Here is a 14,733-nt window from a genome sequence, read left to right as displayed (position 1 = left end):
GGGGGCGGGAATGAGCAAGCGCCCTCGCGTCTCCGATCAACCGCCCGAGCGGCAGAACCGCTCGCGCCAGGTGGCCGAGCTGCTGCCCTCCGTGGGTGGCGCGGCGTTCCGGCGCTTCGGCTTCGTCCAGTCCGCGATCGTGTCGCGCTGGCCCGAGATCGTCGGCGAGAAGCTCGCCGCCGCGAGCACACCGGAGTCGATCCGCTTCCCAGTCGGCAAGAAGCAGGACGGCACGCTCACGCTCACCGTCCGCGGCGCGCACGCGCCGATGATGAGCCACCTGACGGTCGAGATCATCGAGCGGGTCAACCGCTTCTTCGGCTATGCCGCGGTGTGCAAGGTCGCGATCCGCCACGGTGAGGTGAGCAAGCGCCCCGAGCGCCGCGCCCCGCCGTCGCTCGCCCCCGCTCCCGAGCTGGGCGGCAGCCTCAAGACGATCGCCGATCCCGAGCTCAAGGCGGTGCTGGAGGCGCTGGCCTCGGGCGTCGCCGCCAACCCTCCCGCGCTGCCGAAGGTACGATGACCCGTTTCCGCTCGCTCCTGCTGCCGCTCGTCGCGCTCGCGCTCGGTACCGCTGCCGGCGCCGCCGCGCCGCGCCCCTGGACCGCGGTGGCGACCCCGGTGGCGACCGGCAGCTACCTGATCGGCAACCCCAAGGCGCGCGTGAAGCTGGTCGAGTACGTCAGCTACACCTGCCCGCACTGCGGCCATTTCGCCGCCGAGTCGCGCGCGACGCTCGGGGCGATGGTGCGCTCGGGCTCGACCAGCGTCGAGGTGCGCAACCAGATCCACGACGGGATCGACCTCGCCGCGGCGACGCTGGCGCGCTGCGCCGGCGCCGCTGCCTTCCCCGCGCTGCACGAGGCGTTCTTCGCCAAGCAGGAGCAATGGTACGAGCGCGCCGCCGAATGGAGCGAGGGCAATCGCGCGCGCATCGCGTCGTGGCCGCAGCTCGACCAGCTCAAGGCGGTGGCGCAAGGCGCCGGGCTCGACGCGATCGCCAAGCAGGCGGGAGCGCCCGCCGCGGCGATCGACGCCTGTTTCGCCAGCGACGCGCAGGTGAAGCGCGCCATCGCGGCGTCCGAGGCGACCAGCAAGGTCAAGGGTACGCCCGCCTTCGAGATCAACGGCAAGCTGATCGAGAATGTCGGCTGGGCGCAGCTCGAGCCGCAGTTGCGCGCGGCCGGCGCGCGGTGAGGGCGGCATGAACCGCTCTTGGCAAGGCGCACGTTCGGCCGATCCGCCACTCCCCACCACCGTCATCCCGGCCTTGAGCCGGGATCCATCGTTCCGCGCATGCGCCGGCTGGCTGCGCGTGCGGCGCTATGGATGCCGGGTCGAGCCCGGCATGACGAACGTTGTACCGAACGGTCTTATCAACGGAGTGACCGAATGAAGCGTCTCGCATCCCCCCTGCTCTTCGCCGCCGCGGCGCTGCTCGCCGGCTGCGGCAGCGGCGGTGACGGCAACGGCAGTGCCCCCAGCGCGCCGGCCGGCTCGGTCAAGGCGGTCGCCGCGCCCGCGGGCTCGGACTGGACACAGCAGGTCCGCCAGACCCCCGAGGGCGGCTTCGTCATGGGCAACCCTGACGCGCCGCTCAAGCTGGTAGAATATGGCTCGCGCACCTGCCCCACCTGCGGCGCGTTCGGCCAGACCGGCATGCGCCCGCTCGAGGAGAATTACGTCAAGACCGGCAAGGTCTCGTACGAGTTCCGCGACTTCCTGGTCCACGGTCCGCCCGATTTCGCGGCCTCGCTGCTCGGCCGCTGCGCCGGTGCCGCGCCGTTCTTCCCGATCCTCGAGCAGATGTACATCGACCAGCCCAAGTTCCTCGACGCGCAGATGAAGGCGGCGCAGGACCAGTCGTTCCTCCAGTCGACGCAGAACGCCACGCCGGCGCAGGTGGCGAACGCCTGGGCGGACAAGATGGGCTATGTCGAGTTCGTCAAGCAGCGCGGCATCACCGAGGCGCAGGCGCGCGCCTGCCTCAATGATCCCAAGGCGATCGAGGCGCTGACCAAGATGACGCAGGACGCCACCGAGAAGCAGGACGTCACCGGCACGCCCACCTTCTTCCTCAACGGCCGCAAGCTCGACAACAGCGTCACCTGGCAGGCGATCGAGACCGCGCTCAAGTCCGCGGGCGCGTGACGGCGGCGACGCTGCGCGGCTGACCCTCGATGCGCATCAAGCGGCTGCGGCTGACCGGCTTCAAGAGCTTCGTCGACCCGGCCGACCTGCGCATCGAGCCGGGGCTGACCGGGGTGGTCGGCCCCAATGGCTGCGGCAAGTCCAACCTGCTCGAGGCGCTGCGCTGGACCATGGGCGAGAACAGCGCCCGCTCGATGCGCGGCGCGGGCATGGAAGACGTGATCTTCGCGGGCACCGCGACGCGGCCGCCGCGCGACTTCGCCGAAGTGTCGCTGCTCGCCGAGATCGACGCGCCCGAGGGCGCGCAGGAGCGCGAAATCGTCCGCCGCATCGAGCGCGGCGCCGGCTCGGCCTATCGGCTCGACGGGCGCGACGTCCGCGCCAAGGACGTCCAGCTCCTCTTCGCCGACGCCGCGACCGGCGCGCACTCGCCCGCGCTGGTGAGCCAGAATCGCATCGGCGCGGTGATCGCGGCCAAGCCGGGCGAGCGCCGCGCGATGCTGGAGGAGGCCGCGGGCATCGCGGGCCTCCACGTCCGCCGCAAGGACGCGGAGGCGCGGCTGCGCGCCACCGAGGCCAATCTCGCGCGACTCGACGAGCTGATGGCCGACCAGGGCACGCGCATCGCCGCGCTGCGTCGCCAGGCGCGTGCCGCGGAGCGCTACCGCCTGCTGTCCGAGCAGATCCGACTGGCCGAGGCGCGGATGATCTTCGCGCGCTGGCGCGACGCCGCCGCCGCCGCCACCGCCGCCAAGCAGGAGGCCGATACCGCCGCGGCGCAGGTCGCCACCGCTACGGCGGCGGAACAGGCGACGCTGGCCGCGCAGCGCGCCGCCGCCGAGCAGGTCGCCGCCGCCCGCACCGCGGCGCTGGCGGCGCGCGACCGCGCCGGCGAGCTCGCGCACCAGCTGACGCGCGCGCGCGAGCAGCGCCACGGCGTGCAGCGCCGGCTCGCCGACATGGAGTCGGCGCAACGCCGTATCGGCGAGGATCGCGCGCGCGAGGACTCACTCGCGCACGACGCCGCCGCCGCGCTCGATCGGATCGCGGCCGAGGCCGAGACGCTCGACCGGCGCCTCGCCGAGGGCGCCGCCGCGCTGCCCGCGCTCGACGCCGCGCTGGCGGAGGCGGAGCGCCACGCGCGCGACGTCGAGGTGTCGCTCGCCCAGGCGCTATCGGCCGAGGCGGCGGAGGCGGCCGAGCGTCGCGTCGCCGCCGCCGCGCATGCCGCCGCCGCGGCGCGCCACGAGCGCGCGCGGCGCGAGGCGATGCGGCTGGCCGAGGCGATCGAGGCGCTCGACGATCCCGCCACGCTGGAGCAAGCGCGCGACGCCGCCCGCGCGGCGCAGACCGACGCGCAGGGGCGCGTGGCGAAGGCGCGCGCCGCGCTCGACTGGGCCGAGACGAGCGAGACCGAGGCGCGCGAAGAGCGCGATCCGGCCGAGGCCGCGCGCGCCGCCGCGCTGGCGGCGCTGGCCGCGCTCGACGGCGAGGCGGCGGCGCTCGCGCGCGCGGTCGAGCAGAAGGGCGAGAAACTGCTCGACTCGGTCAGCGCCGAGCCCGGCTTCGAGCGCGCGCTCGCCGCCGCGCTGGGCGACGAGCTCGAGACCGCGCTGGCCGACTGGCAGGGCTCGCCGCTCGGCGAGGACGATCCCCCCGCCCCGATCGGCACGCTGCCGCTCGCCGCGCGAGTCACCGCGCCGCCCGAGCTGGAGCGGCGGCTGTCGCAGGTCTTCCTAGTCGAGACCGACTCGGGGCAACCGCTCCGCCCCGGGCAGCGGCTGGTGACCCGCGAGGGGCGCGTGCGGCGATGGGACGGTTATGTCAGCACCAGCGGCGGCGTCGCCGCGGCCGAGCGGCTGGAGCGCCGCAACCGCCTCGCCGCGCTGGAGGCCGAGCGTCCCGCGGCCGAGGCGGCGGTGGAGCGCGCGACGCAGCGGCGCACGCAGATCGACGAGCGCATCGCGCGCGCGCGGGCGGCGGCGCAGTCGTCGCGCGCGCTGCTGGCGCAGGGCGAGACCGACGTGCGCGCGGCGCAGCGCGACGAAGATCGTGCCGCGGCACAGCTCGAGCGGCTCGCCGGCCAGCGCGCCGATCTGGCGCAGCGGGCCGAGCGGGTCACCGCCGAGGCCGCGGAAGCCTTCGCCGAGCAGGAGCGTGCCGCCGACACGCTCGCCGCGCTCCCCGACGGCGCCGGCGCGGCGGGCGAAACCGCACGGCTGCGCGGCGAGGCCGAGGCGGCGCGCGCCAAGGTGGCGCTGGCACGCTCCGACCGCGCCACCCGCGAGCGCGAGCTGACCGACGCGCGCGAGCGCCGTGCCGCGGGCAAGAGCGAGGCGCAGGGCTGGCGCACGCGCGCCGGCGAGGCGGCCAAGCGGATCGCCGACATGGACCAGCGCGCCGCTGACATGGAGCGCGAGCTCGCCACGCTCGCCGCGCGCCCGGACGCGCTCGCCGCCGAGATCGCCGCGCTCGACCGCGAGGTGACCGCCGCGCGCGCCGCCGCCGACTCGACCCAGGCCGAGGAGCGCGCCGCCGAGGGCGCGCTGCGCGACGCGGACACCGCGCACGCGCGCGCCGCCGAGGCGCTTGCCACCGCGCGCGAAGCGCGCGCCGGCGCGACCGCGCGCGCGGAGAACCACGAGCTGCGCCGGGTGGAGATGGGGCGCGTCTCGGGCGAGCGGTTCGAATGCCCCGCGCCGGTGCTTCCCGAGAAGATCGGCTTCGCCTCGGCCGAGGTCGCGTCGCCGCAGGACGAGTCGGGCGCGCACGAGCGGCTGACGCTCGATCGCGAGCGGCTCGGCCCGGTCAATCTCGTCGCCGAGCGCGAGCTGGCGGAGCTGGAGACGAGCGGCGCCGCCACCGCGGCGGAGCGCGAGGAGCTGGGTCAGGCGGTCAACCGGCTGCGCGGCTCGATCGGCACGCTCAACCGCGAGGGGCGGCAGCGGCTGCTCGCCGCCTTCGAGGCGGTCAACGGTCACTTCCGGCGGCTGTTCACCACCTTGTTCAACGGCGGCCAGGCGCATCTGGCGCTGGTCGACTCGGACGATCCGCTCGAGGCCGGGCTGGAGATCATGGCGCAGCCGCCGGGCAAGAGGCTCCAGTCGCTCACGCTGCTGTCGGGCGGCGAGCAGGCGCTGACCGCGGTGGCGCTGATCTTCGGGCTGTTCCTGACCAATCCGGCGCCGATCTGCGTGCTCGACGAGGTCGACGCGCCGCTCGACGACGCCAATATCGAGCGCTTCTGCGACCTGCTCGAGCAGATGAGCCGCGAGACCGACACGCGCTACCTGATCGTCACGCACAATGCGGTGACGATGAGCCGGATGCACCGCCTGTTCGGCGTGACGATGGTGGAGCGCGGGGTGAGCCGACTGGTGTCGGTCGATCTCCAGGCGGCGGAGCTGCTCGCGGCGGAGTGAGCGGGATCGCGCACGCGCCTGCCCTCACTTCCGGGCGGGCGTCATCCTGAACTCGTTACAGGATCCACGCTGCCGCACACTCAGCGGCGTGAGGCGTTTGCGGCCCGGTGGGTACGGACTCAAAAGCTTCATTGTCGCGAAGGCGGCTAGCTCCACCCGTCATCCCGGGCCTGACCCGGGATCCATCGCGCCGCGAGAGCCGCCCGCGTTGCTCTCGCGGCAGCATGGATCCCGGCTCGGGGCCGGGATGACGAGCAAGCCGCCTTTTGGGTCCGCACCAGTGGATCCTGAAACGAGTTCAGGATGACGGCAGTGGAGAAGGCGCCCCCTTCGCCTTATCCGCTGGCGGCGACCAGCGCCTCGACCTCGCGCCCCGCCGGCGCCGCGGCGCGGCGCGTCAGCAGCCGCCGCAGCGGGTACAGCACCGCCGCCGCGCGCACCGACAGCGTCAGCACCACGGTCACCGCGGCGAGCGAGGCACACACCAGCAGCCGCACCCAGCGCTCGCCGTCGATCGCGGTCCCGGCGCGCAGCAGCGCCACCGCGATCAGCGCCACGCCCAGCCCGCGCAGCCAGCGCCGCTGCGCCGGCGCGGTCGCGCCCGCGTCGCGGTGGAAGCGGTGCGACGCCGCCGCGAGCAACACGAACGCCAGCGCGCACACAGCGAACCCCTCACACATGCGCCAACTCCCTCACCTTCCTGCGTGTCGTCATCTGCCGCTCGCGTCCCGCCATCCAGCTCGCCAGTCCCAGCACCGCCGCGATCGCGACCATCGCCAGATCAAAGCCGACGAACAGCCCGTCGCCCGCGCGCAGCGAGGCGAGGAAGCCGCGGTCGGTCGTCGCCGCGTTGACGAAGGGGATCGCGCCGAACAGCAATGCCCCCAGCGCGAACAGCTCGCGCCAGGCGCGCTTCGCCGGCCGCGCGAGCTGGAGCAGCGCGGCGCCGCCCCAGGCGTAGAACATCGTCGCCACCTCGGCATCGGCGCGGCCCTCCGCCGCCGCGGGGATCAGGCGGTTGGCGAGCAGATAGCCCGCCATGCCGATCGGCAGCCCAGCGATCGCGGCGACGTTGAGCCGTTCCACCAGCCGCAGCCCGAAGAAGGGCGCTGCATTCGGCCGGCGTCGAGCCGCGGTCCACAGCAGCAGGCCCGTGCCCACCATCGCCGCCCCGGTCAGGCCGAGCAGGAACAATGTCCAGCGCAGCGCCGGTCCGGCGAATTGCGCGGTGTGGAGCCCGAGCATGACCCCCGCGGTGGAGAGCGCCGGCCCGGCGCCGATGTCCGCCGCGGTCACGCGCCCGGTCGCGCCCGAATAGGTCACCGAGCCGCCGCGCGCGTTGAGCCCGCTCGCGCCCCCGGAACTCACCGCCACGGTCGCCGCGGCGTCGCCGGGGAAGCGGATCACCACCCGCTGCGCGCGCTGGCCGAGCCGCCGCTCGGCGTCGCGCACCAGCGGCGCCACCGCCACCAGCGGCGCGGCACGCCCGCTCGCCGTGTCGTCGAACACGAAGCCATAGGCGTCCTTGCTGAAGTCCGCCGGCTGCTGGTAATTGGCGACGATCGGCCAGGGCATGTACATCAGCACCAGCGTCATCAGCCCGGTGTAGGTGATCATCGCGTGGTAGGGCAGCGCCAGCACCGCCGAGACGTTGTGCGCGTCGAGCCAGCTGCGCTGCCCCTTGTTCCAGCGCAGCGTGAAGAAATCGGCGAAGATGCGCTTGTGCGTCACCACGCCCGAGACGATCGCGCCCAGCATGAACATGCCGCACAGCCCCGCGAGCCAGCGTCCCCAGGGGTGCGGCAGCTGGAGCTGAAAGTGGAAGCGGTAGAAATGCTCGCCGCCGCGGGTCTCGCGCGCGTGGACCGGCTCGCCGCTGCGCGGGTCGAGTTCCTGCTCGGGCGCGCGCCGCCGCGCGGTCGGCGCGGCCTTGGCGCCGGGGATCGCGAAGACCCGCGTCACCGCGGTGCGGTCGTCGGGGAGCATGATGAACCATTGTTCGTCCCCCGCCCCGGTCCGCGAGAGATGATCGACCGCCGCCTGGGTCGCGACCGCGCCGGTGACGCGGTTGGCGGGCTGCTCGGGCTGCATCCACCGCGTGATCTCGGGGCGGAAGTAGCTCGCGGTGCCGGTGAGGAACATGGCGAACAGGATCCAGCCGGCGAGCAGGCCGAGCCAGCCGTGGATCCACGCCATCGACTGTCGCAGCGACCGCGTCACGCGCGCACGCCGATCAGCCAGGTCGCGCCGCCCGCGAGGATCGCGACACCCCAGACGAAACCCGTGACCCGGCGCAGCCGCGGCTCATGGAAGCTCCACAAGGCGATCACCGAATATACGAGGAAGCTGGCGATCATCCCCCAGACGGTCGCCTCGACGCGGCTGAGCGGCAGCAGGCGCGCGACGAGGCTGACCAGCGCCGCGGTCGCCGCGTAACCGCCGACCAGCGCGGTGACGCAGCGCACCACCATCGCCGCGGCGGCGGGCCGTACCCGGAGACGCCGCCCGATCGGCTGCCCGCGCTGCATCAACACTCCGCCACCATGCCGACTCCTTGAGCGCCGCCTATAGCCGTCGTTGCGAGTCACTAGCAATAGCGAAGTGGTGCGTGGATCAGATCCGGCCCGATCGCCGCCGACGATCGGCCGTTCGACGCCGTACTGGCGCGGCTGGCCCGCGCAGTTATGGCGTCGTTAACCAAAATCGGCGATGGTGCGGCCGTCCCGAGGAGCGCGACGCATGACCGACCCTGCCGCCGACAGCCCGATGCGCCGCGCCGTGGCGCTGTGCCGCCGCCACGTCGCGGCGGCCTTCGGGTTCAGCGCGCTCGTCAACATCCTCTACATCGCGCCGACGCTCTACATGCTCCAGGTCTATGACCGGGTGGTGCCGACGCAGGGCCAGCTCACGCTGTTGTTCCTGACGCTGGTGCTGCTGTTCGCGCTGGTGACGCTGTCGCTGCTCGATCGCGTACGGACGCGCCTGCTGGTCCGCGCGGGCGTGCAGCTCGACGCCGCGCTCGCGCCCGCCCTGCTCGACTCGACGCTCGGCCGCCCCGATCTGCCGGTGGCGCGCCAGGCGCTGCGCGAGTTCGACACGCTGCGCCAGACGCTGAGCGGCGCCGGGGTGCTCGCGCTGTTCGACGCGCCCTGGACGCCGATCTACATCCTGGTCTGCTTCCTGGTGCATCCCGCGATCGGCGCGGTGGCGCTGCTGGGCGGCGCGATCCTGCCGATCCTGGCCTGGCGCAACGAGCGCGCGACGCGCGCCGCGCTGGAACGCGCGCAGGTCGCGGCGACGAACAGCTATGCCAGCCAGGAGGCGATGCTCGGCGGCGCGGAGGCGGTGCGTGCGCTCGGCATGCGCCGCGCGATGGTGTCGCGCCAGCTGCGACTGCGCGAGGCGATGCTGGCGCAACAGACCGCGGCCGGGTTCACCGGGGGCAATTATCTCACCGCGACCAAGTTCGTCCGCCTCGCCCTGCAGAGCCTCGCGCTCGGGCTCGGCGCGCTGCTCGCGATCGACAATCTGATCTCGGCGGGGGCGATCTTCGCCTCCTCCTTCCTGATCGCGCGCGCGCTCGCGCCGATCGAGCAGCTGATCGGCGGCTGGAAAGGCATCGCCCAGGCGATGGGCAGCTATCGCCGCCTCGACACCTTGCTCGCCGAGACGCAGCACGCCGCCCCCGCCACGCAGTTGCCCGCGCCGCGCGGCGCGCTCGCGCTGGAGGCGGTGACGCTGCTCAACGACGCGCGCGACGGCACGATCGTCGCCGACGTGACGCTCCAGATCGCGCCGGGCGAGGTGGTGGCGATGATCGGGCCGAGCGGCGCGGGCAAGTCGACGCTCGCTCGCATCATCGCCGGCGCGGTGCGCCCGGACCGCGGTCGCGTCCGGGTCGACGGCGCCGACCTCGCCGACTGGGATCCCGAGCGCCTCGCCGAGCATGTCGGTTATCTGCCGCAGGACCCGACGCTGTTCGCCGGCACGATCAAGGAGAATATCGCGCGCTTCCGCGGCGAGCTGGGCGAGGATCCCGCCGCGCTCGACGAGGCCGCGATCGCCGCGACCGAGCGTGCCCGCGCGCGCGACCTAGTGCAGCGGCTGCCCAACGGCTTCGACCATCTGCTCAAGGCCGGCGGGCGCGGCCTCTCCGCCGGCCAGGCGCAGCGAGTCGCACTCGCACGCGCGATGTTCGGCGACCCCGCCCTGCTGGTGCTCGACGAACCCAATGCGCATCTCGATTCGGAGGGCGACGCCGCGCTGCTCGCCGCGATCGACCATTACAAACGCGCGGGCCACACCATCCTGGTGGTCAGCCACAAGCTCGGCATCCTGCCCGTGGTCGACAAGCTGCTGGTGATGCGCAACGGCCGGGTCGAGCTCTTCGGCCCACGCGACGAGGTGCTGCAACGCATCGCCCCGCCCAAGCTTCGTCCGGTCCCCGCGGGCGGCCCGCCCGCGCCGGCGGCCGCCGCCGATCGTCCCTCTCCCGCCGCGAGCGCCTGACATGGCTAGCCTGCCGATCACCGACACCGTCCACCTGCCCGCCGACCCGCGCCGCGACATTCGCGCCGGGGTGATCGTCGCGGTGCTGTTCTTCGTGCTCTTCCTGGGCTGGGCCGCGTTCGCGCGGCTCGACGCCGCCGCTTATGCGGAGGGCGTGCTCCAGGTCTCGGGCCAGCGCCAGACGGTGCAGCACCGCGACGGCGGCGTGGTGGAGCGGATCTTCGTGCGCGAGGGCCAGCGCGTGCAGCGCGATGAGTTGCTGATGCGGCTCGCCTCGCCCGAGGTCCGCGCCACCGAGCGCGCGCTCGCCTCGCAGGCGATCCGGCTGCTGGCACAGCGCGCGCGCCTCCAGGCCGAGCAGCTCGGGCAGAGCCAGATCACCGCGCCCAAGGAATTCGCCACGATGCCCGCGGAAGACCGCGAGGAGATCGCGCTGGCGATGCGGCTGCAGCAGACCGAGCTGCGCGCGCGCACCGCGACGCTGTCGGCGCAGCGCGATGCGCTGGGCCAGCGCGGGGCACAGTCGCGCGAGCAGGGGCGCGGCTATGGCGAGCAGGTCGTGTCCGCGCAGGAGCAGCTGAAGTTGCTCGACGCCCAGCTCGAGGCGCTGCGCCCCGTCGCGGCCAAGGGCTTCGTCTCGCAGACGCGCCTGCGCGAGCTGGAGCGGATGCGCGCCGAATTGCAGGGCCAGCGCGGCCAATATGCCGCCAGCGTGGCGCAGACGCGCGAGGCCGCGCGCGAGAGCCAGATCGAGCGGATCGAGGCCGAGCGCACCTTCAGCGAGCGCACCGCGGCCGACCTGCGCGACGTCGACACCAAGCTGGCCGACCTCCTTCCCAAGCTGAGCGCGGCGCGCGATCAGGTGGCGCGTACCGAGATCCGCTCGCCCGCGACCGGCGCGGTGGTGGGGCTGACCGTCTTCACCCCGGGCGGGGTGATCGCGCCGGGGCAGAAGCTGATGGACGTGGTGCCCGAGCGCGCGCCGCTGCGGATCCAGGCGCATATCTCGCCCGACGACGCGGACGATCTCGTCGTGGGCCAGCGCACGCTGGTCAAATTTCCCAGCCTGCACGAGCGCGACCTGCCCGAACTGTCGGGCGAGCTGACCCGGCTGTCAGCCGACAGCTTCACCGACGAGAAGACCGGGCGGAGCTATTTCACCGGCGAGGTGACCGTCCCGCCCGGGCAGTTGCGGCTGCTGTCGAACGTCCGCGGCAAGGATTTCCAGCTGCGCGCGGGCATGCCGGCGCAGGTGCTGATCCCGCTGCGCAAGCGCACCGCGCTCGATTATGCGGTGGAGCCGCTGGTGGGGAGCTTCTGGGCCTCGTTCCGGGAACATTGAGGATGAGGCCGCGGTAGCGCGCGACGCCGGGGCGGATCGCGGGATCAGGCTGCCGGGAGGCGCGGCGCCCGTCCCCCGCCGCAGACGCGCGGCGGGGGTGAGCGGCTCAGTCGCCCTCGATCGGGGCGGTCAGCATCGCGCGCAGCCCGGGGTCGTTGGGCTGGGACTCGACCGTCCCGCCGATCCGCTGGACCACCGCGGTCATCATCCGGCTGCCGAAGCCGCTGCTGCCCCCCGCCACCTTGCCGACGCCGCGATCCGCGACGATCAGCCGCAGCAGATGGCCGTGCTGCTCCAGCACCACGTCGATCGGGCCGCCGCGCGCGCCCGGATAGGCGTATTTGGTCGCGTTGATCACCAGCTCGGCCGCGATCAGGCCGACGCTCACGGCGCGATCGGTCGGGATCAGCACGGGCGCGAGATCGAGCGTGAGGTGCCGCCCCCATTCCTCGCCCAGCGACGCGCGCAGGTCCTGCATCAGCTCGCCGAGATAGCGGCTGAGGTCGATCACCTCGATCTGGTCGTCGCGGTACAGCCGCCGATGCACCAGCGCCACCGCGGACAGCCGCGAGCGCGCCTCGAGCAGCTGGTCGGCGACCGCCCCCGCCCCCGCGTCGCGCGCCTGGATCGCCAGGAAGGACGAGACCAGCTGGAGGCTGTTCTGCACGCGGTGATCCACCTCGCGCATCAGCAGGTCCTTCTGCGCGAGCAGCGCGTCCTTCTCCGCGCCGGCGCGCTCCAGCTCGCGGTTGAGCCGGCGCAGCTCCGCGCCCGCGCGCGCCTCGCCGACCAGCCGCCGCAGCCGGCTGGCGGCGTCGACCTGTTCGAGCGTCCAGCGCCGCGAGCGACCGCGCACCTGCTCGCGCCACGATTCGAACGAGGCGCGCGGGCGCAGCTGCGCCGTGGGATCGTGCGGCACCGCCTTGTGCGGGTTGCCCGCCCATTCGATCTCCTCGATCCGCTCGGCGCGCAGCCACAGCAGCGCGTCGCCGTCCGCGGTGGTGAAGCCGAGCACCCCGGCGAAGGGCGCGAGCATCGCGGCGTCGGGCCAGTCGTTCGCCAGCGCGCGCGTCGCGAACGGCGCGCCATCCTCGCGCGCGGCCAGCCAGCGCGCCAGCCGCGCGAGCGCGGCCGGGTCGACCGCGACCCCGCTCACCGTCGCCCGTCCGCCGCGCACCAGCGCGAAACTGTCGGCCGCGAAGGCGCGGCGCAGTTCCTCGGCGTGCGACTCGATCACCTGGATCGGCGACTCATGATCGAGCAGCAGCCCGCGGAGCGCATCTTCCTCGCCGCGCAGCGCGAGCCGCTCGCGATAGGCCTCGGCCTCCTCCTTGGCGCGGATCTGGCGCGCCAGCCCGCCCGCGAGCGCGGCCGCGGCGGCGCGCACCGCGCGCGGCATCGTCCGCGGCGTGCCGTGGTGGCAGGCGACCAGCCCCCACAACAGCCCGTCCTTGACGATCGAGATCGACGCCGAGGCCTGCACCCCCATGTTGCGCAGATAGTCCAGATGGATCGGCGAGACGCTGCGGATCGCGACGTCGCTGAGGTCGGTCAGCTCGAATCCGGCGGGTCGCAGCGGCGCGGGGACATAAGCGATGTCGGGAATCACGCGCGTGCGGTTGCGCACGTACAGCGCGCGCGCCTGGCGCGGGATGTCGCTCGCGGGGAAATGATGGTGGAGGAAGGTGTCGAGCTGCGGCGAGCGATCCTCGGCGACGACGCAGCCCGCCTCGTCGTCGAGGAAGCGGTAGATCATCACCCGGTCGAACCCGGTCAGCGCGCGGAACGCCACCGCGGCGCGCTCGCACAGCGCGGCGAAGGTGGTGGTGCGCTCGAACCCCGCCGCCATCGCGTCGAGCCAGCCGAGCGTCTCGGCGACGCTGCCCGCTGCCGCCGCACCCGCGGGCTCGAGCTCGGCGAGCAGCCACTGGCCCGAACGGTGGAGCGCGACGTCGTGGCCGCGCACCGGCGCGGCGAGGATCGTCCCGCCCGGTCCCGCCGGGACCGACTCGGCCAGCGCCGCGATATCCTGCGCGAGCAGCGCGTCCAGCTCGCGGCCGAGCCACGACTCGCCGAACAGCGCCTCGATCGGCCCCGCCCCCGCGACGATCTCGCGCGTCAGCGGGTCGGCGACCAGCAGCAGCCCGTGCGGCTGGACCGCGCCCGGGACATGGATCGGCTCGCGGTCGCAGGCGGTGAGATCGATCCCCGCCGTGGAAGCCGGATCACGGTACGCGGTTGGTCCTGCCATCGCGCGCTTATGACAAGTTTCACGCCCTAAGCAACTGATCCGCCGCGCGCTCGGATACTTTCTGCCCGATCGCGAGACAGGCGCGACGAGGGTGATGCGGCGGCATTGCCGAGCCGCCGCGCAGACCGTAGAGCGCTCGCCATGTCGCCCCCCAGCCGAGAACCGCGCAGCAGCGTCATCCTCTATGCCCTGATCGACACCGGCAGCGAGGCGGTGGAATGCCGCGTGCGCAATCTCTCGGACACCGGCGCCTGCGTCGACAATGCCGCGGGGCTGGTGCAGGGCGCCGAGATCCGCGTGACGATGGGGACGCTGGAGCAATTGGTGGCGCGCGTGATGTGGGCCAAGCCGACGCTCGCGGGGCTGCACTTCGAGGACCGGATCGACATCGCGGCGGCGCGACGCGCGCGCACGCGCAACACCGGCGTCCAGCCCAGCGCAGGCTGGATGCAGCATATCCGCGACGCCTATCGCGATCGCGGCTGAGCGCGCGGCGTGACCCGGCTCACCGTCAACAACGAGGCGGTCGAATATCGCATGGCGCCCGAGACGCCGCTGTTATGGGCGCTGCGCGACGCGTCCAACCTCACGGGCACCAAATATGGCTGCGGCACGGGGAGCTGCGGCGCCTGCACGGTGGATCTCGACGGACGCGCGGTGCGCGCCTGCCAGGTGACGCTCGCCGCGGCGGAGGGCGCGTTCGTGACGACGATCGAGGGGCTGTCGCGCGACCGTACCCACCCGGTGCAGCTCGCGCTGCTCGCCGAGAACGTGTCGCAATGCGGCTTCTGCATCCCCGGGATCGTGATGGCGGCGGCGGTGCTGCTGCGGCGCGATCCGACGCCCTCCGACGCGGCGATCGCGGCGGCGATCACCAATCAATGCCGCTGCGGCATCTATCCGCGGCTGACCGCGGCGATCCAGCGCGCCGGGCGCGCGATCCGCGGCGAGGAACGGCTGCCGACCGGCGCGCGCCCCGGGATCGAGCCCGCACGCGCGGCGCAGCAGGTGCCGGCGCTCGACCCGCGCGGGCGGGACCCGCGGCCCTGACCTCGGCG

General features: G+C 73.6%; 12 protein-coding genes. 8 read left to right on the top strand and 4 right to left on the bottom strand.

The annotated features are described in order from the left end of the window. The first annotated feature begins 10 nt into the window (after window positions 1–10). The 4 genes from EV292_RS17115 to EV292_RS17100 all read left to right on the top strand — a co-directional run bounded on the left by EV292_RS17115 (window position 11) and on the right by EV292_RS17100 (window position 5,573). Complete coding sequence (locus EV292_RS17115; protein ID WP_165927161.1) at window positions 11–523, top strand: DciA family protein; 513 nt, start codon at window positions 11–13, stop codon at window positions 521–523. Next, on the top strand, window positions 520–1,197 hold the full coding sequence (locus tag EV292_RS17110; RefSeq protein ID WP_132910463.1) for a thioredoxin domain-containing protein: 678 nt from the start codon (window positions 520–522) through the stop codon (window positions 1,195–1,197). The genes EV292_RS17115 and EV292_RS17110 overlap by 4 nt, the downstream gene beginning before the upstream one ends. Window positions 1,198–1,392: 195 nt before the next feature. Then, a complete protein-coding gene (locus EV292_RS17105) occupies window positions 1,393–2,151 on the top strand; it encodes a thioredoxin domain-containing protein (protein ID WP_132910462.1) in 759 nt (252 codons plus the stop codon). 29 nt (window positions 2,152–2,180) lie between these two features. Next, on the top strand, window positions 2,181–5,573 hold the full coding sequence (locus EV292_RS17100) for an AAA family ATPase (RefSeq protein WP_132910461.1): 3,393 nt from the start codon (window positions 2,181–2,183) through the stop codon (window positions 5,571–5,573). Between the two features lie 335 nt (window positions 5,574–5,908). On the opposite strand, the gene EV292_RS17095 is transcribed toward EV292_RS17100, so the two are convergent. The 3 genes from EV292_RS17095 to EV292_RS17085 are packed head-to-tail and all read right to left on the bottom strand — an operon-like array spanning window position 5,909 to window position 8,101. Further along, window positions 5,909–6,253, bottom strand: coding sequence for a DUF3325 family protein (locus EV292_RS17095; protein WP_132910460.1), 345 nt, complete (start codon window positions 6,251–6,253; stop codon window positions 5,909–5,911). Next, complete coding sequence (locus tag EV292_RS17090) at window positions 6,246–7,793, bottom strand: PepSY-associated TM helix domain-containing protein (protein ID WP_132910459.1); 1,548 nt, start codon at window positions 7,791–7,793, stop codon at window positions 6,246–6,248. The genes EV292_RS17095 and EV292_RS17090 overlap by 8 nt, the downstream gene beginning before the upstream one ends. Beyond that, a complete protein-coding gene (locus EV292_RS17085) occupies window positions 7,790–8,101 on the bottom strand; it encodes a hypothetical protein (RefSeq protein ID WP_132910458.1) in 312 nt (103 codons plus the stop codon). Before EV292_RS17085 ends, EV292_RS17090 begins: the two co-directional genes overlap by 4 nt. Before the next feature lie 211 nt (window positions 8,102–8,312). Here EV292_RS17085 and EV292_RS17080 point away from each other — a divergent pair, with 211 nt between their 5' ends. Both EV292_RS17080 and EV292_RS17075 read left to right on the top strand, forming a co-directional pair. Next, window positions 8,313–10,082, top strand: coding sequence for a type I secretion system permease/ATPase (locus EV292_RS17080; RefSeq protein ID WP_243693828.1), 1,770 nt, complete (start codon window positions 8,313–8,315; stop codon window positions 10,080–10,082). A gap of 1 nt (window position 10,083) precedes the next feature. Further along, window positions 10,084–11,424, top strand: a complete 1,341-nt coding sequence (locus EV292_RS17075) for an HlyD family type I secretion periplasmic adaptor subunit (protein ID WP_132910457.1) — start codon at window positions 10,084–10,086, stop codon at window positions 11,422–11,424. Between the two features lie 106 nt (window positions 11,425–11,530). On the opposite strand, the gene EV292_RS17070 is transcribed toward EV292_RS17075, so the two are convergent. Beyond that, window positions 11,531–13,675 carry a histidine kinase dimerization/phosphoacceptor domain -containing protein gene (locus EV292_RS17070; RefSeq protein ID WP_132910456.1) on the bottom strand — a complete coding sequence of 715 codons (2,145 nt, stop codon included), beginning with the start codon at window positions 13,673–13,675 and terminating at the stop codon, window positions 11,531–11,533. Window positions 13,676–13,816: 141 nt separating this feature from the next. On the opposite strand from EV292_RS17070, the gene EV292_RS17065 reads away from it, so the two are divergent. After that, window positions 13,817–14,161: a PilZ domain-containing protein gene (locus EV292_RS17065; RefSeq protein WP_132910455.1), complete on the top strand. Its 345-nt coding sequence runs from the start codon at window positions 13,817–13,819 to the stop codon at window positions 14,159–14,161. A gap of 9 nt (window positions 14,162–14,170) precedes the next feature. Beyond that, the gene (locus tag EV292_RS17060) at window positions 14,171–14,725 is read left to right on the top strand and encodes a (2Fe-2S)-binding protein (protein WP_132910454.1); all 555 of its coding nucleotides are present in this window, start codon (window positions 14,171–14,173) and stop codon (window positions 14,723–14,725) included. Window positions 14,726–14,733 lie beyond the last annotated feature (8 nt).

This window comes from Sphingomonas sp. BK235, assembly GCF_004345855.1.
GTDB lineage: Bacteria > Pseudomonadota > Alphaproteobacteria > Sphingomonadales > Sphingomonadaceae > Sphingomonas.
The sequence above is the reverse complement of the archived record's forward strand: the minus strand, read 5'-3'. Positions and strand labels throughout refer to the sequence as shown.